This is a genomic window from Nitratireductor pacificus pht-3B (assembly GCF_000300335.1).
GTDB lineage: Bacteria > Pseudomonadota > Alphaproteobacteria > Rhizobiales > Rhizobiaceae > Nitratireductor > Nitratireductor pacificus.
The window spans coordinates 1-19,940 of sequence record NZ_AMRM01000012.1; the positions used below are offsets into that span (position 1 = coordinate 1).

Annotated in this window: 19 protein-coding genes and 1 pseudogene; 5 read left to right on the forward strand and 15 right to left on the reverse strand. The window is 65.2% G+C overall.

Annotation, left to right across the window (positions count from 1 at the left end; translation table 11 throughout):
• Positions 1 to 376 (reverse strand): annotated as a pseudogene (locus NA2_RS11725) (homoserine dehydrogenase); the annotation flags it as partial.
• Positions 377 to 709: 333 nt separating this feature from the next.
• Here NA2_RS11725 and NA2_RS11730 point away from each other — a divergent pair.
• Positions 710 to 955 carry a hypothetical protein gene (locus NA2_RS11730; RefSeq protein ID WP_040677605.1) on the forward strand — a complete coding sequence of 82 codons (246 nt, stop codon included), beginning with the start codon at positions 710 to 712 and terminating at the stop codon, positions 953 to 955.
• 76 nt (positions 956 to 1,031) lie between these two features.
• On the opposite strand, the gene NA2_RS11735 is transcribed toward NA2_RS11730, so the two are convergent.
• The 6 genes from NA2_RS11735 to NA2_RS11760 all read right to left on the reverse strand — a co-directional run bounded on the left by NA2_RS11735 (position 1,032) and on the right by NA2_RS11760 (position 7,867).
• Entirely contained in the window at positions 1,032 to 1,895 is an 864-nt protein-coding gene (locus NA2_RS11735) for a lytic transglycosylase domain-containing protein (RefSeq protein WP_008597102.1), read from the reverse strand.
• Between the two features lie 112 nt (positions 1,896 to 2,007).
• Entirely contained in the window at positions 2,008 to 3,546 is a 1,539-nt protein-coding gene (locus tag NA2_RS11740) for a malonate--CoA ligase (RefSeq protein WP_008597103.1), read from the reverse strand.
• Positions 3,543 to 4,943, reverse strand: a complete 1,401-nt coding sequence (locus NA2_RS11745) for a malonyl-CoA decarboxylase (RefSeq protein WP_008597104.1) — start codon at positions 4,941 to 4,943, stop codon at positions 3,543 to 3,545. The genes NA2_RS11740 and NA2_RS11745 overlap by 4 nt, the downstream gene beginning before the upstream one ends.
• Positions 4,940 to 6,259 carry a TRAP transporter large permease gene (locus NA2_RS11750; protein WP_008597105.1) on the reverse strand — a complete coding sequence of 440 codons (1,320 nt, stop codon included), beginning with the start codon at positions 6,257 to 6,259 and terminating at the stop codon, positions 4,940 to 4,942. The genes NA2_RS11745 and NA2_RS11750 overlap by 4 nt, the downstream gene beginning before the upstream one ends.
• On the reverse strand, positions 6,256 to 6,822 hold the full coding sequence (locus NA2_RS11755) for a TRAP transporter small permease subunit (protein WP_008597106.1): 567 nt from the start codon (positions 6,820 to 6,822) through the stop codon (positions 6,256 to 6,258). Before NA2_RS11755 ends, NA2_RS11750 begins: the two co-directional genes overlap by 4 nt.
• A 61-nt stretch (positions 6,823 to 6,883) precedes the next feature.
• Positions 6,884 to 7,867 (reverse strand): TRAP transporter substrate-binding protein, encoded by a 984-nt coding sequence (locus NA2_RS11760; RefSeq protein ID WP_008597107.1) that lies wholly within the window; start codon positions 7,865 to 7,867, stop codon positions 6,884 to 6,886.
• Positions 7,868 to 8,013: 146 nt separating this feature from the next.
• Between NA2_RS11760 and NA2_RS11765 the strand changes: the two genes are divergently transcribed.
• Entirely contained in the window at positions 8,014 to 8,661 is a 648-nt protein-coding gene (locus NA2_RS11765) for a GntR family transcriptional regulator (protein ID WP_008597108.1), read from the forward strand.
• 24 nt (positions 8,662 to 8,685) lie between these two features.
• Here NA2_RS11765 and NA2_RS11770 read toward each other — a convergent pair whose 3' ends face one another.
• The 7 genes from NA2_RS11770 to NA2_RS11800 all read right to left on the reverse strand — a co-directional run bounded on the left by NA2_RS11770 (position 8,686) and on the right by NA2_RS11800 (position 16,072).
• Positions 8,686 to 9,567, reverse strand: a complete 882-nt coding sequence (locus NA2_RS11770) for an ABC transporter permease (protein ID WP_008597109.1) — start codon at positions 9,565 to 9,567, stop codon at positions 8,686 to 8,688.
• Positions 9,568 to 9,570: 3 nt separating this feature from the next.
• The gene (locus NA2_RS11775; protein ID WP_008597112.1) at positions 9,571 to 10,491 is read right to left on the reverse strand and encodes an ABC transporter permease; all 921 of its coding nucleotides are present in this window, start codon (positions 10,489 to 10,491) and stop codon (positions 9,571 to 9,573) included.
• 33 nt (positions 10,492 to 10,524) lie between these two features.
• A complete protein-coding gene (locus NA2_RS11780) occupies positions 10,525 to 10,959 on the reverse strand; it encodes a GlcG/HbpS family heme-binding protein (protein WP_008597113.1) in 435 nt (144 codons plus the stop codon).
• Positions 10,956 to 12,389: a dipeptidase gene (locus NA2_RS11785; RefSeq protein ID WP_008597114.1), complete on the reverse strand. Its 1,434-nt coding sequence runs from the start codon at positions 12,387 to 12,389 to the stop codon at positions 10,956 to 10,958. The genes NA2_RS11780 and NA2_RS11785 overlap by 4 nt, the downstream gene beginning before the upstream one ends.
• Positions 12,386 to 13,423 (reverse strand): ABC transporter ATP-binding protein, encoded by a 1,038-nt coding sequence (locus tag NA2_RS11790; protein ID WP_008597115.1) that lies wholly within the window; start codon positions 13,421 to 13,423, stop codon positions 12,386 to 12,388. Before NA2_RS11790 ends, NA2_RS11785 begins: the two co-directional genes overlap by 4 nt.
• Positions 13,420 to 14,340, reverse strand: coding sequence for an ABC transporter ATP-binding protein (locus NA2_RS11795; protein ID WP_008597117.1), 921 nt, complete (start codon positions 14,338 to 14,340; stop codon positions 13,420 to 13,422). The genes NA2_RS11790 and NA2_RS11795 overlap by 4 nt, the downstream gene beginning before the upstream one ends.
• A 181-nt stretch (positions 14,341 to 14,521) precedes the next feature.
• Positions 14,522 to 16,072, reverse strand: coding sequence for an ABC transporter substrate-binding protein (locus tag NA2_RS11800; protein WP_008597118.1), 1,551 nt, complete (start codon positions 16,070 to 16,072; stop codon positions 14,522 to 14,524).
• Positions 16,073 to 16,269: 197 nt separating this feature from the next.
• Here NA2_RS11800 and NA2_RS11805 point away from each other — a divergent pair, with 197 nt between their 5' ends.
• Genes NA2_RS11805 through NA2_RS11815 form a run of 3 tightly spaced genes read left to right on the forward strand, consistent with a single transcriptional unit; the run spans position 16,270 to position 18,736 of the window.
• Complete coding sequence (locus tag NA2_RS11805; protein ID WP_192814178.1) at positions 16,270 to 17,043, forward strand: creatininase family protein; 774 nt, start codon at positions 16,270 to 16,272, stop codon at positions 17,041 to 17,043.
• 60 nt (positions 17,044 to 17,103) lie between these two features.
• Complete coding sequence (locus NA2_RS11810; protein WP_081582672.1) at positions 17,104 to 17,901, forward strand: creatininase family protein; 798 nt, start codon at positions 17,104 to 17,106, stop codon at positions 17,899 to 17,901.
• 49 nt (positions 17,902 to 17,950) lie between these two features.
• Positions 17,951 to 18,736, forward strand: a complete 786-nt coding sequence (locus tag NA2_RS11815; protein ID WP_008597121.1) for an HpcH/HpaI aldolase family protein — start codon at positions 17,951 to 17,953, stop codon at positions 18,734 to 18,736.
• A 123-nt stretch (positions 18,737 to 18,859) separates the two neighbouring features.
• Here the strand turns inward: NA2_RS11815 and NA2_RS11820 are convergent, their stop codons facing one another.
• Positions 18,860 to 19,678, reverse strand: coding sequence for an IclR family transcriptional regulator (locus tag NA2_RS11820; RefSeq protein WP_008597123.1), 819 nt, complete (start codon positions 19,676 to 19,678; stop codon positions 18,860 to 18,862).
• Positions 19,679 to 19,940 lie beyond the last annotated feature (262 nt).

The following is a 19,940-nucleotide window of genomic DNA, read 5'->3' on the forward strand; positions in this document are numbered from 1 at the left end:
GGCCGATCTCGGCGCCCACCGCCGGAACGCCGGTCGCGTCGATCACGACGTCGATCAGGCCGTTCTCGAGCAGGAGGTCGGCATTGTCTGTGACGGCAACCTTGCCCGCTTCTATGGCGCTGGACATGGCCGACTGGCTGTCGACCTCGCGCGCATGGCCCTCTTCCTGATAGGCGATGTTCACCGCCCGGGCTGCGGCCGGCAGGTTCAGCTCGGAGATGGCGCCGATCTCGATGCCCGGCATATGCGCGACGCGGGTGACGATATCGGTGCCCATTTCGCCGGAGCCGACAAGTCCGATGCGGATCGGCTTGCCGGACTTGGCCCGATCATCGAGATCCCGGGCAAGACCGGTGAGCGCAACATTGGCAGGCATTTTTGACCACTCTCCCAGATGGACGTTTCCTCATGGAGAGGCTTATTGAACATCTGTTTTGGTGTCAATACGAATGTCCAATTCACCGGGCTTCGCGACCATCGGGCGCATCGCCGCTGGTCAAGCCAACCGATAGCTGACGCAGGGGAAGGAGATATTCTAACATTCCAGCATTTGTGAACGAACTGTTTCCAATCTCCGATCTGATAGTTCGGTGTCGGCGCTCCTAAATGATGATCACGGCCAAGGAATAACCCAAGGTCGGCATAACATAGATGGCATCCCATGACGGGAATGCGACGGCCTTATTATAAGGCATCAGGAGTATTAGAAATGAAGACTGTTATTTCCGCTGCTGTACTTTCATCTTTCCTTGCAGTCCCTGCTTTTGCAGTAGAGCCAATTCCGGGCAGCATCACGTATGATGGACCCTCCCAGTCCACCTTCAGCAAGGCCCCGGTAGGCTCGGTGCTTCAGCACCAGTTCACGTCGCAGGGATACGATTACAAGGAACTTTACGTCGTCGGTGCCGATGGCCGCGCCCAGCTGGTCAGCCGCACGACCGCGAACAACGGCTAAGTCCTGTACTGTACTTTGCAAAGGGCCCGAGACCTCCCCTCGGGCCCTTTCCTTTGCCTGTTCTTCTTCACGGCGGTCAGCGGTTGCGCAGCACGACGCAGGGCTGGCCGCCATTCTGCAGCCTGCCGCAGAGCCTTGCCGCTTCGGCCCGGCTTCCCGCCCCGATCCTGACGGCATAGATGCCGCGCCAGCCGCGCGGCGACCGCACCCGGCTGACGACCGGCTCATGTCCCACGAGCAATGCCCGATGGCGCCGCTGTGCCTGCTGCCACAGCCGGATCGCCACGTCGCGCCGGAAATGCCCCGCCACCTGGATCCCCCAGGGCTGCGTGGGAACGCTGGCCATGGCCACCACCGCGCGGGCGTTGACCGGCAGGGCGCGGCAGGCCTCGCCGAACGGCTTGTCGCCGTCGAGCGGCGGCACGGTTGCGACATGCGACCTATCGGAAAAGCTGTCGACCGGCTCGCCGAGGATCGCATGCACGTAGTTTTCCGTCTCCAGCGGCAGGAACCCGCCTCGCGAAAGCCAGCGCGCGATCCGGTTCTCCCCGGCATTGTAGGCCGCGGCCGCCAGGCCGAGATTGCCGAACTTCGTCTTCAGCTCGGCCAGATAGGCGGCCGAGGCGGGAATGGCCTGGGCGATGTCGAACGCATCCTTCAGCCCCCGCAGCGCCGCCGTACCGGGCATGAACTGCGCCACGCCCTCCGCGCCCTTGGGGCTGACAGCGTTCGGGTCGAACCGGCTTTCCTTCCACAACAGGCGCGCGAGAAACGCCGCGTCGAGCCCGTTCTCGTCCGCATGCGTCTCGATCAGCGCGCAGACGCGCGCCACCAGATCGGCCTGTGACGGTTCATCCTCCGCGCCTTGGACCTGTCCCGCCGCAAGGAACGTCACGGACAGAAGCACCGTCAGGACAAGCCAACCATCGCGCCAGAACATTCGCGGCTCCCGCACGGACCCAGCTCCAGTTGCCGGGGTCAGCGTAGAACCGGTTGCGGGAAGCACGCAAGCCGCGCCATCGCTTGATGGCTGCGCCTGCACCCGTTCCGCGTCAGCCGGAACCCGCCCGGGCGCTTTCCTGGGATGCGTAGAGGTCCGCATAGGTCTCGCGCAGCATGTTCTTCTGCACCTTGCCCATCGTGTTGCGCGGCAGCGCGTCGGCGAACATCACGCGTTTCGGCTGCTTGTAGCGGGCGAGCCGGTCCTTCAGGCCGTCGAGAATCGCCCGCTCGTCGATCTCCGCGCCCGGCGCGCGCACCACCACGGCCGTCACGCCTTCGCCGAAATCGGGGTGCGGAACGCCGATGACGGCGCTTTCAAAGACCCCGGCAAGCTGGTCGATCTCGGTTTCGACCTCCTTGGGGTAGATGTTGTAGCCGCCCGAAATCACGAGGTCCTTGCCGCGGCCGACGATATGCACATAGCCCTGCGCATCGACCAGCCCCAGATCCCCGGTGATGAAGAAGCCGTCGGCACGGAACTCGGCCGCGGTCTTCTCGGGCATCCGCCAGTATCCCTTGAAGACATTGGGACCCTTGACCTCGATCATCCCCGTCTCGCCCCCGCCGAGCGGTCTGCCCGTCTCCGGATCGGTGACCCGCAGCGAGACGCCGGGCAGCGGGAAGCCGACCGTGCCGGCGATCCGCGCCCCGTCATATGGGTTCGAGGTGTTCATGTTGGTCTCGGTCATGCCGTAACGCTCGAGGATCGCCTGGCCGGTCATCTCCTCGAACCGCCGGTGCGTCTCGGCCAGCAGAGGCGCCGACCCGGAGACGAACAGACGCATGTTCGCGGTCGCCTCGCGCGTCAGCCCCGCCTGCTGGATCAGCCGCACATAGAATGTCGGCACCCCCATCATGACGGTCGAGACCGGCATCAGCCGCAGCGCCTCCTCCGCCGAGAAGCCCGGCAGGAAGAACATCGACGCGCCGGACAGGAGGACCACGTTGGAGGCCACGAAAAGGCCGTGCGTGTGGAAGATCGGCAAGGCATGGATCAGCCGGTCGTCGGCCGAGAAGCGCCAGTACTCGCGCAGCGTCTCGGCGTTCGACAGGAGGTTGTCGTGGCTCAGCATCGCGCCCTTCGAGCGGCCGGTCGTGCCGGACGTGTAGAGGATCGCTGCCAGATCGTCGGGGCCGCGCGCCACGTCGTCGAACGCATCGGCCTCTCCGGCTGCCAGCGTCAGCAACGATCCTTCCCCGTTCTGGTCCAGCGTCTCCACCAGGGCCTGCGCACCGGTGGCGATCGACAGCACCCCCTCGCGCATGGCCGGCGTGCAGACCACCAGCCGCGGCTCGGCGTCGCCGATGAAATAGTCGAGTTCCGCGAGCGTATAGGCGGTGTTGAGCGGCAGGTAGATCGCGCCGGCCCGGACCGTCGCCAGATAGAGCATGAGCGCTTCGGGGCTTTTCTCCACCTGCACCGCCACCCGGTCGCCCGGCTGCACTCCGAGCCGCGTCAGCGCACCGGCGAGGCGCGCGGACTGCGCGAGCATGTCGCCATAGGTCCAGCGGCGTCCATCCATCGTTTCGATGAAGGTCGCCTCGGGTCTGGCCGCAGCCCGGATGGCATCGAAAAGGTGATTGCTCATGAACTCGCTTCCTCGTCTGCTCTTGTCTTACCCGCCGCCTCGCGCCGCGCCGCGCCGGCGGTTGCGCGCTCGGCCGGCACCAGACGGCGGATCGCCGCCGCCGCCACGACCTCGCCCCGGCCGATGAAGGCTTCATGATTGGTCTCGATATCGTCGAGCTTGTAGAGATAGTTGACCATCAGCCCATGCGCCTGCCGCAACGCCCCGGGCGCATTGTCCCCGGGAAAATTGATCCGCTCGAGCCGGGCGCCATTGCCCAGGTGGAAGCGGGCGACCGGATCCACCACCCGCCCGTCCCCACCACGCGCCTTGAGGAAATACCAGGCGGCGGCGGCGGTGATCGCCGGCCTGATCTCGGCGACGGTGTCCGCCTGCGTCTCCCAGCCCGGCCGGTCGAGCAGCGCGAGCCTGTCGCGGTCGGCCTCGGTCAGGAGGGACGAAGCCTCCGCCCGCCGTTCCTCCGCCAGCCATTCCGCGAAACCGGGAACCGGCGACAGGGTCACGAAGTTCTGCAGGCCGGGCAGTTCGCGGCGCAGATCCTCCACCACCTGCTTAATCAGGAAGTTGCCGAAGGAAATCCCCCGCAGGCCCGCCTGGCAGTTCGAGATCGAGTAGAAGACGGCGGTCGTGGCAGCGGCGGGACGGATCGTCGCGCGGTCCTCGCGCAGGAGCTCGGAGATGCCGGCCGGCATCTCCCGCGTCAGCGCCACCTCGACGAAGACCAGCGGATCATCGACGAGCTGCGGGTGAAAGAACGCGAAGCATCGGCGGTCTTCCGGCGCCAGCCGCCGCCGCAGCTCGTCCCAGCCGCCGATGTGATGCACCGCCTCGTAGCGGATGATCTTCTCCAGGATATCCGCCGGGGTCGACCAGTTGATCGGCTTCAGCATCAAAAAGCCCCGGTTGAACCACGAGCCGAACAGATGCGCGAAATCGGAATCGACCGGTTCGAGATCCGGTTCGGCGCGCTTCAGCGCCAGCAGCGTCTCGCGCATGCGCACCAGCATCGCCGTGCCGTCGGGCGCGAGGTTGAGGCGGCGGATCAGCTCCTGGCGGCGCGGTTCGGCGGCCTTGTGCAGGTCGTGCAGGGCCTTCGGGCCGGGCATGCTCCGATACGCCTCGATTGCCTTCTCGACCAGCTTCGTCTGCGGACCGAAACGCTCCAGCAGCATCCGCATGAAGGTACGCCTTGCGGCGGCGTCATACCCCTGCCAGCGCTCCAGTATGTCCCGTGCCAGCGCCATGCCGGACGCCTCTCCCCGGCTGGAAAGAAGCGTGTCGCACAGCGCCTCCATATCGTCGCCATCGGCGTCCCTCGGGCCAAGCGCCAGGAGCCGCCGGCCGCGTTCGCTGATGGTTTGCAGCATGTCGCCGAGGAACGACACGGTCGCATTCATTGCGCCACCCCCATCATCTGGTTCGGGAGCCAGGTGGCGATGCCCGGGAAGAAGCACAGGAGGACGATCGCCGCGAACATGACCAGGACATAGGGCAGCGATCCCCAGAGGATGTCCCGCGTCGGAATGGTCGGCGCGATCGCGTTGATGACGAACAGGTTCAGCCCGATCGGCGGCGTGATCAGCCCCACCTCCATGTTGATCGTCAGCACGATGGCGAACCAGTAGGGGTCGAAGCCCGCCTGGGTGACGATGGGAAACAGCATCGGCGCCGTCATCACGATCACCGCCACCGGCGGCAGGAACATGCCGCAGACGAGCAGGAAGACGTTGATGATCGCCATCAGCACCCAGCGGTTGACCTCCATGTCGGCGATGACCGCCGCCACGGTCTGCGTGATGAACAGGGAGGACAGCGCGAAGGCGAACAGCTCCGCGGCGGCCATGATCATCATGATCATCACGCTTTCGCGCATGCCCGAGCCGAAGATGCCCGCGATAGGCCGCAGGCGGAACAGGCGGTAACCGAGGATGACGACCACCAGCGTCAGGAACGCGCCCGCACCGGCGGCCTCCGACGGCGTCGCCAGGCCGCCATAGAGAACGTAGAGCGTCCCGGCGATGATGAGAAGGAACGGCAGGACGCGCGGCAGGCTGGCGAGCTTCTGGCCGAGCGTATAGCGGATCGCCCGCGCACCGCCGAACTCATAGCCCTTGCGCCGGCAGTCGATGATCGCCCAGGTCATGAACATCGCGGTCAGCATGATGCCGGGAAAGACGCCGGCCATGAACAGGCGCCCGATCGAGGTTTCCGTGGCGATGCCGTAGACGATCAGGGTCACCGAGGGCGGGATCAGAATGCCCAGCGTCCCGCCCGCTGCGATCGAGCCGGCCGCCACCGAATTGGGATAGCCGCGACCGAGCATTTCGGGGATGCCCATCTTGCCGATCGCGGCGCATGTCGCGGGCGACGACCCGGTCATGCCCGAGAAGATGGCGCAGGCGCCGATGTTGGACAGCACCAGTCCGCCGGGAACCCGGTTCAGCCAACGGTCGAGGGCCGTGTACAGATCTCCGCCCGCCGGCGAGGAGGCGACCGCCGCCCCCATCAGCACGAACATCGGGATCGACACATAGGCCAGGTTGCCGATGCCGGAGAACATGGTGTCGCCGAGGACGTAGAAGATGTCGAACCCGTTCTGCACGAACAGCGCCGCGAAGGCGGCAAGGCCCAGCGCGAAGGCGATCGGCATGCCCGTTCCGAGCAGCGTGAACAGGACCGCGATGATCAGGAGGCCGGCAAGGGTGGAACTCATCGCAGGGTCTCCCGCGTCTCGGTGGGATCGTCATTGACCGGAACGCCGTGCATTCCGACGAGCATTGCCGCCTCGCGGCTTTCCGGAAAGATCAGGCGCAGGATCTGCGCCACATATTGCAGGCAGAGCATGCCGAAGCCGATCGGCAGGGACAGGAGCGGCACCCAGAGCGGCGGCGCCCAGACGCTGGAATGCTTCCAGTTCCCGGCCCAGGCCTCGTGGAACTGGATCCAGCAGGCGACGAGCATGATCGCGCAGAACAGCAGCCCGAGGAGGCTGCCGATGACGCGCAGCCATCTGCGCGTCCGGTCGCCGACCATCAGTTCGACGACATCGACGCCCACATGCCCGCCCTTCAGCAGCACATAGGGCGCGCCGACGAACATCGCCGCCGTCGCCGAGAAGACGACGAAATCGGTCTGCCAGATGGTTGGCTGGCGGAAGACGTAGCGCATGAGGATCATCTGGCAGACGACCAGCATGGCCGCGACGAGAAGGGCCGTCGACACGACCGCCAGCAGGCGCGACAGATTGCCGACCGCCCGGACATAGGTGTTGATCATTCGGGAATCCCTGGCTTCTGGAACGGAACCGGTGGCGCCCGCCGGCGCCACCGGAGCCGGACTATTCTACGGCCAGGGCCTTCTCGATCAGCTTGTCCCCGCCGGGCACGTTCTCGGCGAAGTTCTTGTAGGACGATGTCTTGGCCACTTCGAGCCAGGCGTCATAGTCGGCCTTCGACATCTCGACCACCTCGACGCCGGCCTTCTTGTAGGTGTCGATCATCAGGTCGTCGCCCTTGCGCACCTCCTCGTTGAAATAGGCCTCGGCCTTTTCGCCGGCGGCGATGAAGGCCGCCTGCTGCTCGGGCGTCAGCTTCTCGAAGGTCTTCTTCGACATCAGCACCGGCTCGTACATGAACCACAGCGCGTTCTCGCCCGGCGCGGTCAGGCACTTGGCCTGTTCGAACAGGCGATAGGAGACGAAGCTCGCCGACGACGTGTTCGCCGCGTCGAGCACGCCGGTCTGCATGCCCGTGTAGATCTCCGAGGACGGCATCGAGGCGATCGACCCGCCGGCCGCCACGAGCATCTCCTCGAAGGCCGGACCCGCCGCGCGGATGACCTGCCCCTTCATCGTCTCCGGCGACGTGATGCAGGTCTTCTTCGAGGCGAAGGCGCCCGAAAGCCAGGCGTCCGAGATGACCATCGCCCCGGCGTCGTCGATGATCTTCTTGATGTCCTGCATGAATTCCGAATCGTTCAGGCGCATCGCCCGGTCGAAATTGCCGACCAGGCCCGGCATCAGCGTCGCGGAAAACTCCGGATGCCGGCCCGCGGCGTAGTCGAGCGGGAACGACGTCAGGTCGAGCAGGCCGCGCGTGACCGCGTTCCACTGGTCGTTCGGCTTGTAGAGCGAGGCGCCGGGGAACACCTGGACCTCGATGCCGACATTCGCCGCCGCGACCTCGCGGGCGATGAGCTGAACCATCTCGTCGCGAATGTCCCCCTTGCCTCCCGGGAACTGATGCGACGCCTTCAGCACCGTTTGCGCGTCGGCGCCGGTTGCCGCGAGCACGGCGATCGCCGCGCAGCCCAGCATCCTCATTTTTGTTGCAAGTCTCTTCATCTTGTCCTCCCTAGACACGCCACTCCACTGGCCTGCCCGAAGTGTGCGGTCGGGCTAGGCGGAATGTCAATAGTCTTGTATACAAGATAAAGATTCTTGCATTATCAGAGCGTTGGGGGCGCGGCATGGCGGAAAACACGTTTCAGAAGCTGAGGGACGAGATCGAGAACGACATCGTCACCGGCAGGTTCGCGCCGGGAGAGCGTCTGGACGAGGTGCAGCTCGCGACGCGCTTCGGCGTCTCGCGCACGCCCATCCGCGAGGCGATCCTGCAGCTGAACGCCATCGGTCTCCTGGAGATCCGGCCGCGCCGCGGCGCGGTCGTCATCGACCCGGCGCCGCAGCGGATCTTCGAGATGTTCGAGGTGATGGCGGAGTTGGAAGGCATGGCCGGCGCCATGGCGGCCCGACGTCACACCGAGACGGACGGCGATGCTCTGAAGGCGGCGCATCAGAAATGCGAGCAGGCGGTGGCCGCCGGCGAGACCGATACCTACTACTACGAGAACGAGCTGTTTCACCGCGCGATCTACGCCGCCAGCCACAGCGGCTTCCTCGAGGAGCAATGCACCGCGATGCATCGGCGGCTGCGCCCCTACCGCCGCCTGCAGCTGCGCGTCCACAACCGGATGAAGGCCTCGTTCGGCGAACATGCCCGCATCGTCGATGCCGTTCTCGCCGGCGACGCCGAGCTTTCCCGCGCCCTGCTCCGCACGCATGTCGCGGTCCAGGGCGACCGGTTCAGCGACCTGATCGCCAATCTGTCGAAATAGGAACCCCTTCGCCGCGCGGCGGCCTCACCGACGCGGGTCGAGGCGGTCGCGCAGCCAGTCGCCCAGGATGTTGATGCTCATGATGAACGCCGTCATGGCGATACCCGGACCAAGCACCAGCCACCAGACGCCGGTGATCAGCCCGAACTGGCCGGTGGCGATCATCGCCCCGAGGCTTGGCGTCGGCGGCGGAACACCGAGCCCCAGATAACCCAGTGCGGATTCGGCGACGATCAGCGTCGCGAACTCCAGCGTGGCGATGACGATGAGCGGCCCCGCGATGTTGGGCACGATGTGCAGGAGCAGAACGCGCGGCGTCGACGCGCCAATGGCCCGCATCGCCAGCACCAGGTCCGAGTCGCGCAGCGCCAGAACCTGGGCACGGGCGACGCGCGCGAAGACGACCCATATTGAAAGCGCCAGAACGATCACGATCGACTGGAAGCTCGGCCCGATCGCCGTGACGAAGGTGACCACCAGCAGGATCGCCGGGAACGACATCTGGATGTCGACAATCCGCATCAGCACCTCATCGACGATCCCCCGGAAGAAGCCGGCGATGACGCCGACACTCGTGCCGATCGCCGCTGCCAACAGCATGGAGAGGATCGAGATGGACATCGATGTGCGCAGGCCGAACAGGATGCGGGAGAGCTGGTCGCGGCCGAGCTCATCCGTGCCGAGCAGGTGCTCGACGGTCGAGTTCTCCAGCGGATAGGGCGGCAGTTCCGCATCCATCAGTGACTGCCTGGCCGGGTCGTCGGCCCATAGCGGCGCCGAAAGCGCCAGGGCGAACAGCAGCAGTATGATGAACAGGGCTACCCAGACGCCAACTTTGCGCCGCGGGCGCGCCGGGCGGGTCGAGCCGGTTTCTGTCTGCGTGGCTGTGGCGGCTGACGATACCATGGGCTAGCTCAGTCTGATGCGGGGATCGACCAGCGAATAGATCAGGTCGGTCAGGACGTTGACGACGACCACCGCGACGGCGATCAGGATGACGGCGGTCTGCGCCAGCGGGAAATCGCTGTTGATCAGCGCATCGCGCGTGAAACTGCCGATGCCGGGCCAGGCGAACACCGTTTCGACGATCACCGCGCCGCCCAGCAGATTGCCGAGCTGCAGGCCGAGAACCGTCAGGACGGGCAGCAGCGCGTTGCGCAGGATATAGCGCAGCACGACGCGGATTTCCGAAGCGCCACGCGCCCGCGCCGTCAGCACATATTCGGAGTTTGCCACCTCGAGCATGCTTGCCCGGAGAAGGCGCGTGATGCGCGCCAGCGGATAGAGTGAAAGCGTCAGCGCCGGAAGGATCACGCTGCCCCTCCCCTCCGCCCCCGATACCGGCAAAATGCCCAGGTGAACGGAGAAGATCAGGATCAGGATCGGCCCGACCACGAAGATCGGCACGGACTGGCCGAAAGCGGCGAAGGTAACGATGGCGCGGTCTATCGGCCGGTCGCGGAACATGGCCGCCGCCACCCCGAGGGGAAACGCCACCACGATGGTGATCAGCATCGCCACCGAGGCGAGGAGGATCGTATAGGGCAGCCGGTCGATGACCAGAGGCAAGGCTTCCTCGCCATAGTAGATCGAGCGGCCGAAATCGCCGGTCGCAGCACTGGCGATGAAATCGGCATACTGGACGAGGATCGGCCGGTCGTAGCCGAGCTGCTGACGGACCTCGGCGATCTGCTCCTCGCTCGCCCCAGCGCTCGACAGCGCATTGGAGATCGGGTCGCCGCTCAGATTGAGGGCGAAGAAGGTCAGCGACGCCACGGCGAAGACCACGACGATGGCGAGGATGAGCCGCTGGATGAGGAACCGTGTCATTGCCTGCCCTGCCGCTGCGCTGCGCGGTCTTCTTTACTGCTGCGGATCGAGGCCGCCAAGCTTGGCGATGCCGGTGAGGCAGGCGTCCGCGTCCTGGGCGCCGGTGCCGCCGCTGGCGCCGATCGCCCCGACCACGACGCCGTCCACCTTCAGGGGAAAGCCTCCCGGCAAGGGCACGAAATGCCCGTTGTTCAGAACGGTCGCGGCCGTGGTCAGGGCTGGAAAGTCCTTCCACCGCGTACCGAGGTCGGCGCTCGGCATGCGCATGGCGGCGGCAGCCGTCGCCTTGCCCTGGGCAAAGCCGAGCGTTGCCCAGCCGGCTCCATCCATCCGGTGAATGGCGACAGGGTGTCCCGCGGTATCGACGACCGAGAAGGACATGGCGACGCCGATCTCGCCGGCGCGTTCGGCGCACAGGCCGAGCAGGCGGATGGTGGTTTCAAGATCGATATTGGTGACGCTGTTCATGCGGATATCCGAGTTTTCTCTGTGGTGGTGGTGGATGCACCAGCGCTCTGCGCCAGTGCCGGCCAATAGGCCAGAAGAGCCTCGATGCCTTTGCGGAAATGCAGCAGCGCCAGCCATTCGTCGGGACCATGCTTGTTCTCGTCAGGGCAGCCGAAACCCATCAGCAGCGTATCCATGGCGAAATGATCCTTGAGATGCGCGACGGCGGGTATGGCGCCGCCGTCGCGCACAAGGAACACATCCGTCCCGAACGCAGCGCGGAGGCTGTCGACAGCAAGCTGCACCGCCGGCATGCGATGATCGATCGCCGCCGGTGGCACGATGCTCAACTCCCGAACCTCGCAGAGCACATTGGCTGGTGCGAGCGAGACGATGTGCCGTGCGACCTTCTTCTGGATCGCTTCGGGGTTCTGGCCGGCGACCATGCGGCACGAGATCTTTGCCGTTGCCGTCGCCGGGACGATTGCCTTGGTGCCTTCCGCCGTATGGCCGGAAAACAGACCGTTGATCTCGAGCGTCGGGCGGATCCAGGTCCGCTCAAGCGTCGAGAAGCCGGCTTCACCCTCCGTGCCGGTGGCACCGATGGAGGCGAGCCAGGCTTTTTCCTCGAAAGGGAGTTTTTCATATCCTTCGCGTTCTTCGGCAGAAATGTCCGGAACGCCCTCGTAGAAGCCAGGCACGGCGACGCGCCCGTCCTCGTCGTGCAGGGACACCAGGATGCGTGCCAGCGACCGCGCTGCATTCGGTATCGCACCGCCGAACTGGCCGGCATGCACGTCGCCGCCGGCGCTGCGCAGCCGCACCTCGAGATTGACGATGCCGCGCAGCGATGTGCCGATTGACGGCACGTTGTAGTCGTACATCGGGGAATCGCTGACGATGGCGAAATCCGCCTGCACCAGTTCCGGATTGGCCTTCATCCAGCCCAGCAGGCTCGGCGAGCCGATCTCCTCCTCGGCGTCCACCACCAGCTTGACGTTGCACGGCAGTTTGCCGCCGCCGGTGCGCATCAGGGCGTCGAGTGCGATCAGGTGCATCAGGACCTGGCCCTTGTCGTCGGTCGAGCCGCGGCCATAGAGGCGCTCGTCACGCATGGTGATGTCGAACGGTGCAACGGTCCAGTCGGCGACGGGCTCCACCGGCTGCACGTCCACATGACCGTAGATCAGTACGGTCGGCGCGCCCTGCTCCGCCTGCATCCAGTCCGCCGTGACGATCGGGTGACCATCGGTTTCGTGGATCCGGATGTTGTTGAAGCCGATGCGCCCCAGCTCTTTCGCCAGCCATTGCGAAGCCTGCATCACCTGCGGCGCCTTGGCCGGGTCCATCGACACGGACTCGATGCGGACGAAATCCCCTAGTCGCGCGATGTTCTGATCTTCCTCGGCGCGCGTGAGGGCGATCGCCTGTTCGACATTCCAGATTGTCATAGGGCTGCTTCCGTTCTGTTGCATGCATTGGGAACCGGGTTCGCCTTTATCTCCTTCCAGAAATGGCAGGCGACGCCACGGTCGGTTCCGACGCTTTCCAGCGATGGATCACGGGTCCGGCAGATATCCCTCGCGTAGGGACAGCGCGTATGGAAGTGGCAACCGCCGGGCGGATTGAGCGGGCTCGGGATCTCGCCCTGAATGACCGGACGGTCGCTGTTGCGCTCGACCTTCGGATTGGCGCGCGGCACCGCGCCGAACAGCGCCTTCGTGTAGGGATGCAGCGGCTCGCCGCACAGGATCTCGCTCGGCCCGGTCTCGACGATGCGCCCGAGATACATCACCGCGATGCGGTGCGATATGTGGCGTACAACGGCAAGGTCGTGTGCGATGAACAGATAGGTGAGTTGCCGCCGCTCCTGCAGCTCGCCGAGAAGATTGACGATCTGCGCCTGGACGGAGACATCGAGCGCCGAGATGGGTTCGTCGCAGACGATCAGCTCCGGTTCCAGGGCGAGCGCGCGCGCGATGGCGATGCGCTGCCGCTGACCGCCCGAAAACTCGTGCGGATAGCGGTCGACCGCCGATGCCGGCAGGCCGACGGAATCGAGCAGTTCCAGCACCCGGAGCCGTGCGGCTTCGCCCCTGGCGATGCCATGGATCGTCAGCGGCTCACGAATGGCCGCGCCGATCCGCATGCGCGGATCGAGGCTCGAATAGGGATCCTGGAAGATGATCTGCAGGTCGCGGCGCAGGCTGCGCCGGCGCGTCCGGTCGAGACTGCCGAGGTCTTCGCCGCGGAACCGGATCGTGCCCGAACTGGGCTTCAGCAGATGGGCGACCGCGCGGCCGACCGTGCTTTTCCCGCAACCGGATTCGCCGACGAGACCAAGCGTTTCACCCCGCCGGATCTCGAGGCTCACGCCGTCGACGGCGCGGACGGACCAGGCGCTGCGGGAGAACAGGCTCCTGCGTTGTCCGAAATGGACCCGCAGGTCACGCACCTGCAGGAGCGGCTCCCCGGCCCCGGTCATGGCACCTGTCCTTCCCCGCTAGCGCCGGCGACATGCCAACAGGCCGCGCCGTGAGCGCCATCCCAGGCAAGCTTCGGGAGCCTGGCCGAACACACTTCCATGCGCACGGCGCAGCGTGGCTCGAAGCTGCATGACGACGGCTGCTCCGTCAGCCGACCGGCTGCCCCGGGGATGGCGCAAAGCGCGGTGCCCCGATCGCTGTCGATCTCGGGACGGGCCGCGATCAGCGCTTTCGTATAGGGATGCTTCGGTTCCAGCAGGACCTGTTCGGCGGTTCCGTCTTCGACCACCGCTCCGCCATACATGACAAGCACCCGGTCGGCGAGATTGGCTACGACGCCCAGATCGTGGCTGACAAGGATGATCGACATGTCCAGCTCGTCGCGCAGACGGGAAAGAAGCTGCAGTATCTGCGCCTGGATCGTCACGTCGAGCGCGGTCGTGGGCTCATCGGCGATCAGGAGTTTCGGCTTGCCGCTGACGGCGAGGGCGATCATCACACGCTGCCGCATGCCGCCCGAGAGCTGGTGCGGATAGGCCGCAAGGCGGCTCTCGGGCGCGGCGATGCCGACCAGCTTCAGCAGCTCCACTGAACGGGCATGCGCCGCCTTGCCACTCAGCCCCTCATGCAGGCTGAGGGTCTCGCGCAGGTGCTGACCGATCGTCAGCACCGGGTTCAGCGCCGTCATGGGGTCCTGGAAAACCAGCGCGATATCGCGGCCGCGCACGTGCCGCATCTCGTTTGCGTTCAGGCTCAGCAGCTCACGCCCGCTGAGGGACACGCTGCCGCCGGAGATCTCCGCTGAACGGGTCAGCAGCTGCATCAGGGCCAGCGCGACGGTGGACTTGCCGCAACCCGATTCTCCTACAATGCCCACCGCGCTGCCGCGCTGCAGATCGAAGGAAACGCCGTTCACCGCGTGAACGGTCTCCCCGTTCGAGTGAAAGCACACGCTCAGGTCACGGACCCGAAGCAGCGGCGCTTCGGGTTGCGATGGGGTCGGAACAGGCATTGCCATTGCGTCTCGGCTCCGCAGGCGGGTAGGAAGTTTACGATGCCGCAATGCCGGGAGGAAGCATCGCGGCATCGTCCGTCGATCAGTTGAACTTCGCCGAGGAGAAGTTCAACCGGTTCGACGCGGGAGGATTCCACTCGAAGCCTTCGACCATTCCATAACCGAGCTCCCGCACATAAAGCGGAACCCAGACGGCCATCTCGCCGATCGCGCGGGCCTGCGCCTGCTCATAGAGGGCCTGGCGCTCCTCGGCTGTCTTCGCCGTCGCCGCCTTGGCGGTGATCGCGTTCAGCTCGTCGTCGGTACCGAACGCCTTGTAAACCGAGTTTGGACCGAAATAGGCGATGTTCATCAGGAAGTTGGAGTCAGAGTAGACCGGACTCATCTGATACAGATAGATGCCCTCCGAGGAGCCGGCCTTGCGCCACAGGGGCTGGAGCGACTGGTTGGGTCCGCCGTTCATCGTCACCTCGAAGCCGACCTCCTGGAGTTGGGCCTGGACGACCTCGGCAAGCTGCTTGTCGATGTCGAATGTGCCGATCGGATAGTTCAGCGTGATCGGAACAGATCCCTCGAAGCCAGCCTCCTTCAGCAGGGAGCGCGCTTTCTCCGGATCGTAGGAATAGCCCGAGAAGTCAGGATCGTAACCGAGTTCGCCCGGCAGGAACAGGCCGTTGGCCTCCTGCGCATGGCCGCGCAGAAGGCGCGCGATGATTGACTTGCGATCGATCGCGTGGCTGATCGCCTGGCGCACGAGTACATTGTCGGTGGGCGCCGTATTCAGGTTCAGCGCGACGAACACCCGGACGTCGCTGGGCGCGCCAACCATCTTCTTGCCGCTCATGCTGGCAACGCGCTCATAGAGATTGATCGGAATGTCGCCGACCACATCCGCCGCGCCCGACTGGAGAAGGCTGACCCGCGTCGCCGCATCGGCAACGCTGCGGATCTCGATCTCCTTGATCGCCGGCTTCTCGCCCCAGTAGCCCGGGTTTTCCTTGAGCTTGATGACCACGCCCTTCGTCCATTCGTCGAGCATGTAGGGTCCGGTGCCGACCGGATTGTTGCCGAAGGCGACCTCCGCGTCGGCCGGTTCGCCCAGCCCTTCGTAATAGCGCGGCGGGAAGACGACGAAGTAGCTCATCTGTGCCGGCAGGGACGAGAGATTCTCTTCCTTGGTCACCACGTCGAACGTCATCTCGTCGACGGCATTGATCTCGATATTGGCGAAGGTGGCCGCTGACTTGCCCCCCGGAAGCGCGCGCCAGAAGGCAAGGGTCTTCACGAAGGCTTCCGACGTCAGGGGTTCGCCATTGGAGAAGGTGATGCCTTCACGCACCTTGAAGCGCCATGTTTTGGGGTCGATTTGCGACCACGAGGATGCGAGCTTCGGCACGAACGTCGTCTTGCCGTCGACCATCTCCGTACCGACGGCCGCCTCGACAATCTCCTCGGCGATGCGGGCCGAGGTGCGCGTCGATTCGACATTCTGATTCAAGCTCTGCACCGCCGACTGCTGCACGAAACGCAGCTTGGTCTGTGCAGCAGTAACTCCGGACATCGCCAGGCAGGTGGTCAGCCCCAGAACCGCCAGCGCGCCAGCGCGAAATCTCTTCCCAAAAACGCTACCCATCCGATTCCCCATTCCTATTTTTTGGAATTATTGATCCACATTGTGGAATTATTGAAGGCTACCTGCAACACCTTAGCCTGTCAATGGTCGACAGCATTTCTGACCGCCAATAATTCCACTTGATGAAATTCTTATTTCATAATACGAATTTTGGATTCCATGAAAAGGGGGTTGAATTGAAGTCGTTCCTGCCACTGATGACGTGGACCGAGGCAAGGGAAGCTGCGGAAGCTGGTGCGGTTGCACTGGTGCCGATCGGCAGTACGGACGCCAACGGCCCGCAGAACGCCACCGGTCTGGATTTTCTGGTGTCGTCGGCGCTCGCCGAACGGGCCGCTGCGAAGACCGGTTCGATCTATCTGCCGCCGGTGACCTACGGGGTTTCGGATGGCCTCAAGGGGTTCCCCGGCACGCTCGGGATCACGCCTCAGATGCTCGGCGAGATGGTCGAATCGGTCATCAAGTCCCTGATCCGTGGCGGCTTCGAGCACATCCTGCTGATTACCAATCACGGGCCGAACCAGTATCCCGTGGAGCAGGCGAGCAGGCGTGTCTGCTACGACACTGGTGTCCATGTGGCCTCGATCAATCCGATGGCGCTGTTTGCCGACCTGCGCGGCGACCTCTTCGAGCCGGAGACCATCGGCCACGGCGCCGAACCGGGCACGTCGCTGCTGAAATACCTGCATCCGGAGGGGTCGCGCGACGACCTGGCGGAAGAACGGACGAAGGCCCGATGGCAGGGTCTGGAGCTGATCTCGCCGATGGAAGCCCGTTTCGGCGCCAGCCGCGTCAACTTCTATCTCGAGCTTGAGGAGCTCTCGCCCACCTCCGGTTGGGGCAACCCGCACAAGGCCTCCGCCGAGCGCGGGGAAATCCTGTTCGGGCGCATGCTCGACCACGTCGTGGCCTTCATCGAGACCTTCCGCGCTCTCGACACCCGTCTGAAGTTTCCGGAGCCGCAACTCTAGCCGCGGCGAAACGCTCCGTTCGCGAGAGCGCTCAATCCATTGCCACAACAGTGAGGCGACATGAAAACCTATCTCCCGTTAATGAGCACGCGCGAAGTGCGCGAGGCCGCCGGGCGCGGCGCTGTTGCGCTGCTGCCGATCGGCACCGTCGAGGGCAACGGTCCGCTGCCGCTCGGCTACGACTACCTGGTTCCCGAAGCGCTGGCGCGCACGGCGGCCGAAGCCAATGGCGACGTGTGGCTGCCGCCGCTCACCTATGGCGTCTCGGACTCCATCCTAGCGTTTCCCGGCACGATCGCAGTGTCGCCCGATCTCGTCGAACAATATGTCGAGACGATCGCCACCGGCCTCATCGACAGCGGCTTCAGCCATATCTGCCTGCTGACCTACCACATCCCCAACCACTACCCGGCCGCAGCCGCGATGCGCAACGTGCGTCGGAAGACCGGCGTGATCATGGCCTCGCTGAATCCCGGCAGCATCCAGGCGGATCTGCGCGGAGACCTGTTCCCCGACGACGCCTCGATCTTCGGTCATGGCGGGGAACCGGGGGCATCGCTGCTCGAATATCTCCACCCCGGCTCCGTGCGCGTCGATCTCGCCCGGCCAAGCGGCAAGGGCGACTACCAGGGGCTGCCCCTGCTGTCGCCGATGGAAGCCAGGTTCGGTGACAGCCGCGTCGGCCTGCCCGTGGAGATGGAGGGTGTCTCGCCCTCGTCTGGCTGGGGAGACGCCAGCCAACCCTGCGCCGAGCGGGGCGGTGCCCTGTTCAGGCGCATGTCCGACTACGTCGCCGAGTTCACCCGGCATTTCCGCAGCATGGACACCCGCATAGCGCCGCCGGCGATCGCATTCTGAAGCGCGAAGCCCCGCTTCCGCGTCCGCAGCATATGGAGGAAAGAAACAAATGAGGATCAATCGCTTACGTGAGCGGCTCAAGCAGCCGGAACCCATGTTCGGCGTCATGGCGGACATCGCCTCGCCCCGGCTGGTCGAACTCTATGGTCTGCTCGGCTTCGACTGGGTGATGATCGACGCCGAACATGACGGCCTCGGCGTCGAAAGCTGCTACGGCATGGTCATGGCCGCCGACGCCGTCGGCATGGCTTCGATCATCCGCGTCCCCGAGAACCGGCCTGAGGTCGTCCTCGCCTATGCCGATACCGGAGCCAGCGGCATCATCGCGCCCCACATCCGCGACCTCGAAGATGCAGAGCGTCTGGTCTCCTCGCTGCGCTTCCCGCCGCACGGACGCCGTGGCGTCGCCGGCTCGTCCCGCGCCGCCAACTATGGCGCGACCCAGACGCCGAAGGACTATTTTCACGCGGTCGAGACGCATCCCGTGATCTGCGTATTGATGGAGGACGAGGAAGCCTACGACAACGCGGAAGCAATCATCGGGCTGGATGGCATTGACGTCATCTGTCTGGGCACGGGCGATCTCGCCTCATCGCTCGGCCATCCGGGTGAGAAGCAGATACCGCAGGTGACCGAATGCGTCACCAGGGCGGCAGAGATCGCCCGGCGTCATGGCAAACCGCTCAACGCCGCCGCCGGCGACGCGGAAAGCCTCTCCTATGTGGCCGATCTCGGCGTCCGCATGGTCATGGCAAGCAACAGCGGTTTCGTCACCGGCGCGGCCCGCGGCTTCCTCCACCTCGCCCGCGAGACATACGCGACCGCCGGTCGATAGTGGAGAACGGGAAAAAGCCTCCCACAGAACCAATGCGTCGCCGGGTCACGCCGGCGGCGCCTTCGACGCTCCCTCGATGGTCTGGATCCTCGTTCGTGCGTCCGGAGGGGACGCAAGGGTGGTCTAACCGCGCTTAGGGGTTTCCCCCTGCCGCAGCGCATCCTCGGAAATCCGCGCCGCCGTCTCCTTGAGCTGCGGCAGGATACGCGCGATGGCCTCGTCGGGCAGGCGCTGTTCGGGGCTCGATATCCCCAGCGCCGAAAGCGTCGGCATACCGGGAACCGGCACCGCCATACAGCGCATTCCCACTTCCTGCTCGCCATTGTCGATGGCGTAGCCGCGCGCGCGGACCTCCTCGATCTCCTTCTGCAGCACGTCGAACGAGGTGATCGACTTCGGCGTCTGTGCCGGCATCCCCTGCCGGTCAACCGCCTCGCGGATGCGCTGGTCGGTCATCTGCGCCAGCAATACCTTGCCGACGGCCGAAAGATGCAGGCGCACACGCCTGCCGACATCCGTGAAGATCCGCATATGGTGCTTCGACGGCACCTGCGCGACGTAGAGCGCGCCATCATAGTCGAGCACCGCCACATGGACCGTCTCGCCGGACAGATCGACGAGATCGGACAAGTGACGCTCGGCCCATGAACCGACCACCCGGCGGGCGGCGTCGCCCAGCCGCATGAAACGCGGCCCCAGCACATAGAGCCGGTTCGGTGTCTGGCGGATATAGCCGCGCCTGACCAGCGTGCGCACGAGCCGGTGGATCGTCGGAGGGGGCAGATGGGAAAGCTCGGCCAGCCGGCTGAGAGCAATCGGGCCGGGTGCGCTGGCGATCAGCTCCACCAGATCGAAGGCGCGCTCCAGCGATTGCACGCCGCCGCTTTGACCGCTCTTTCCGGCAGCGAGCGGAGAAGGTTCGTTCTGATGATCGCCGAGCAACGCTTTCCTCCTCATAGTTCCACTCTGCAAGGGAGCTGCCGGACACTGCGGGGCCTCCGCAGGATCGCTCTTTCCCTGTGGCAGGGACGACGCGGTCCGCGCTCCGTCTTAGACGGGATGCCGCCAAAGGGGAAGCTCTGCAAACCTGGCGGTCGGCAAGTCGCGTCCGGCAGGACGGATTTGCACACACATCGCCGCAGCGCGCGGCTCCGCGTTCTCCGGCCCCATCCTAGCGCGATCTCACCATACCAAACCATGGTTC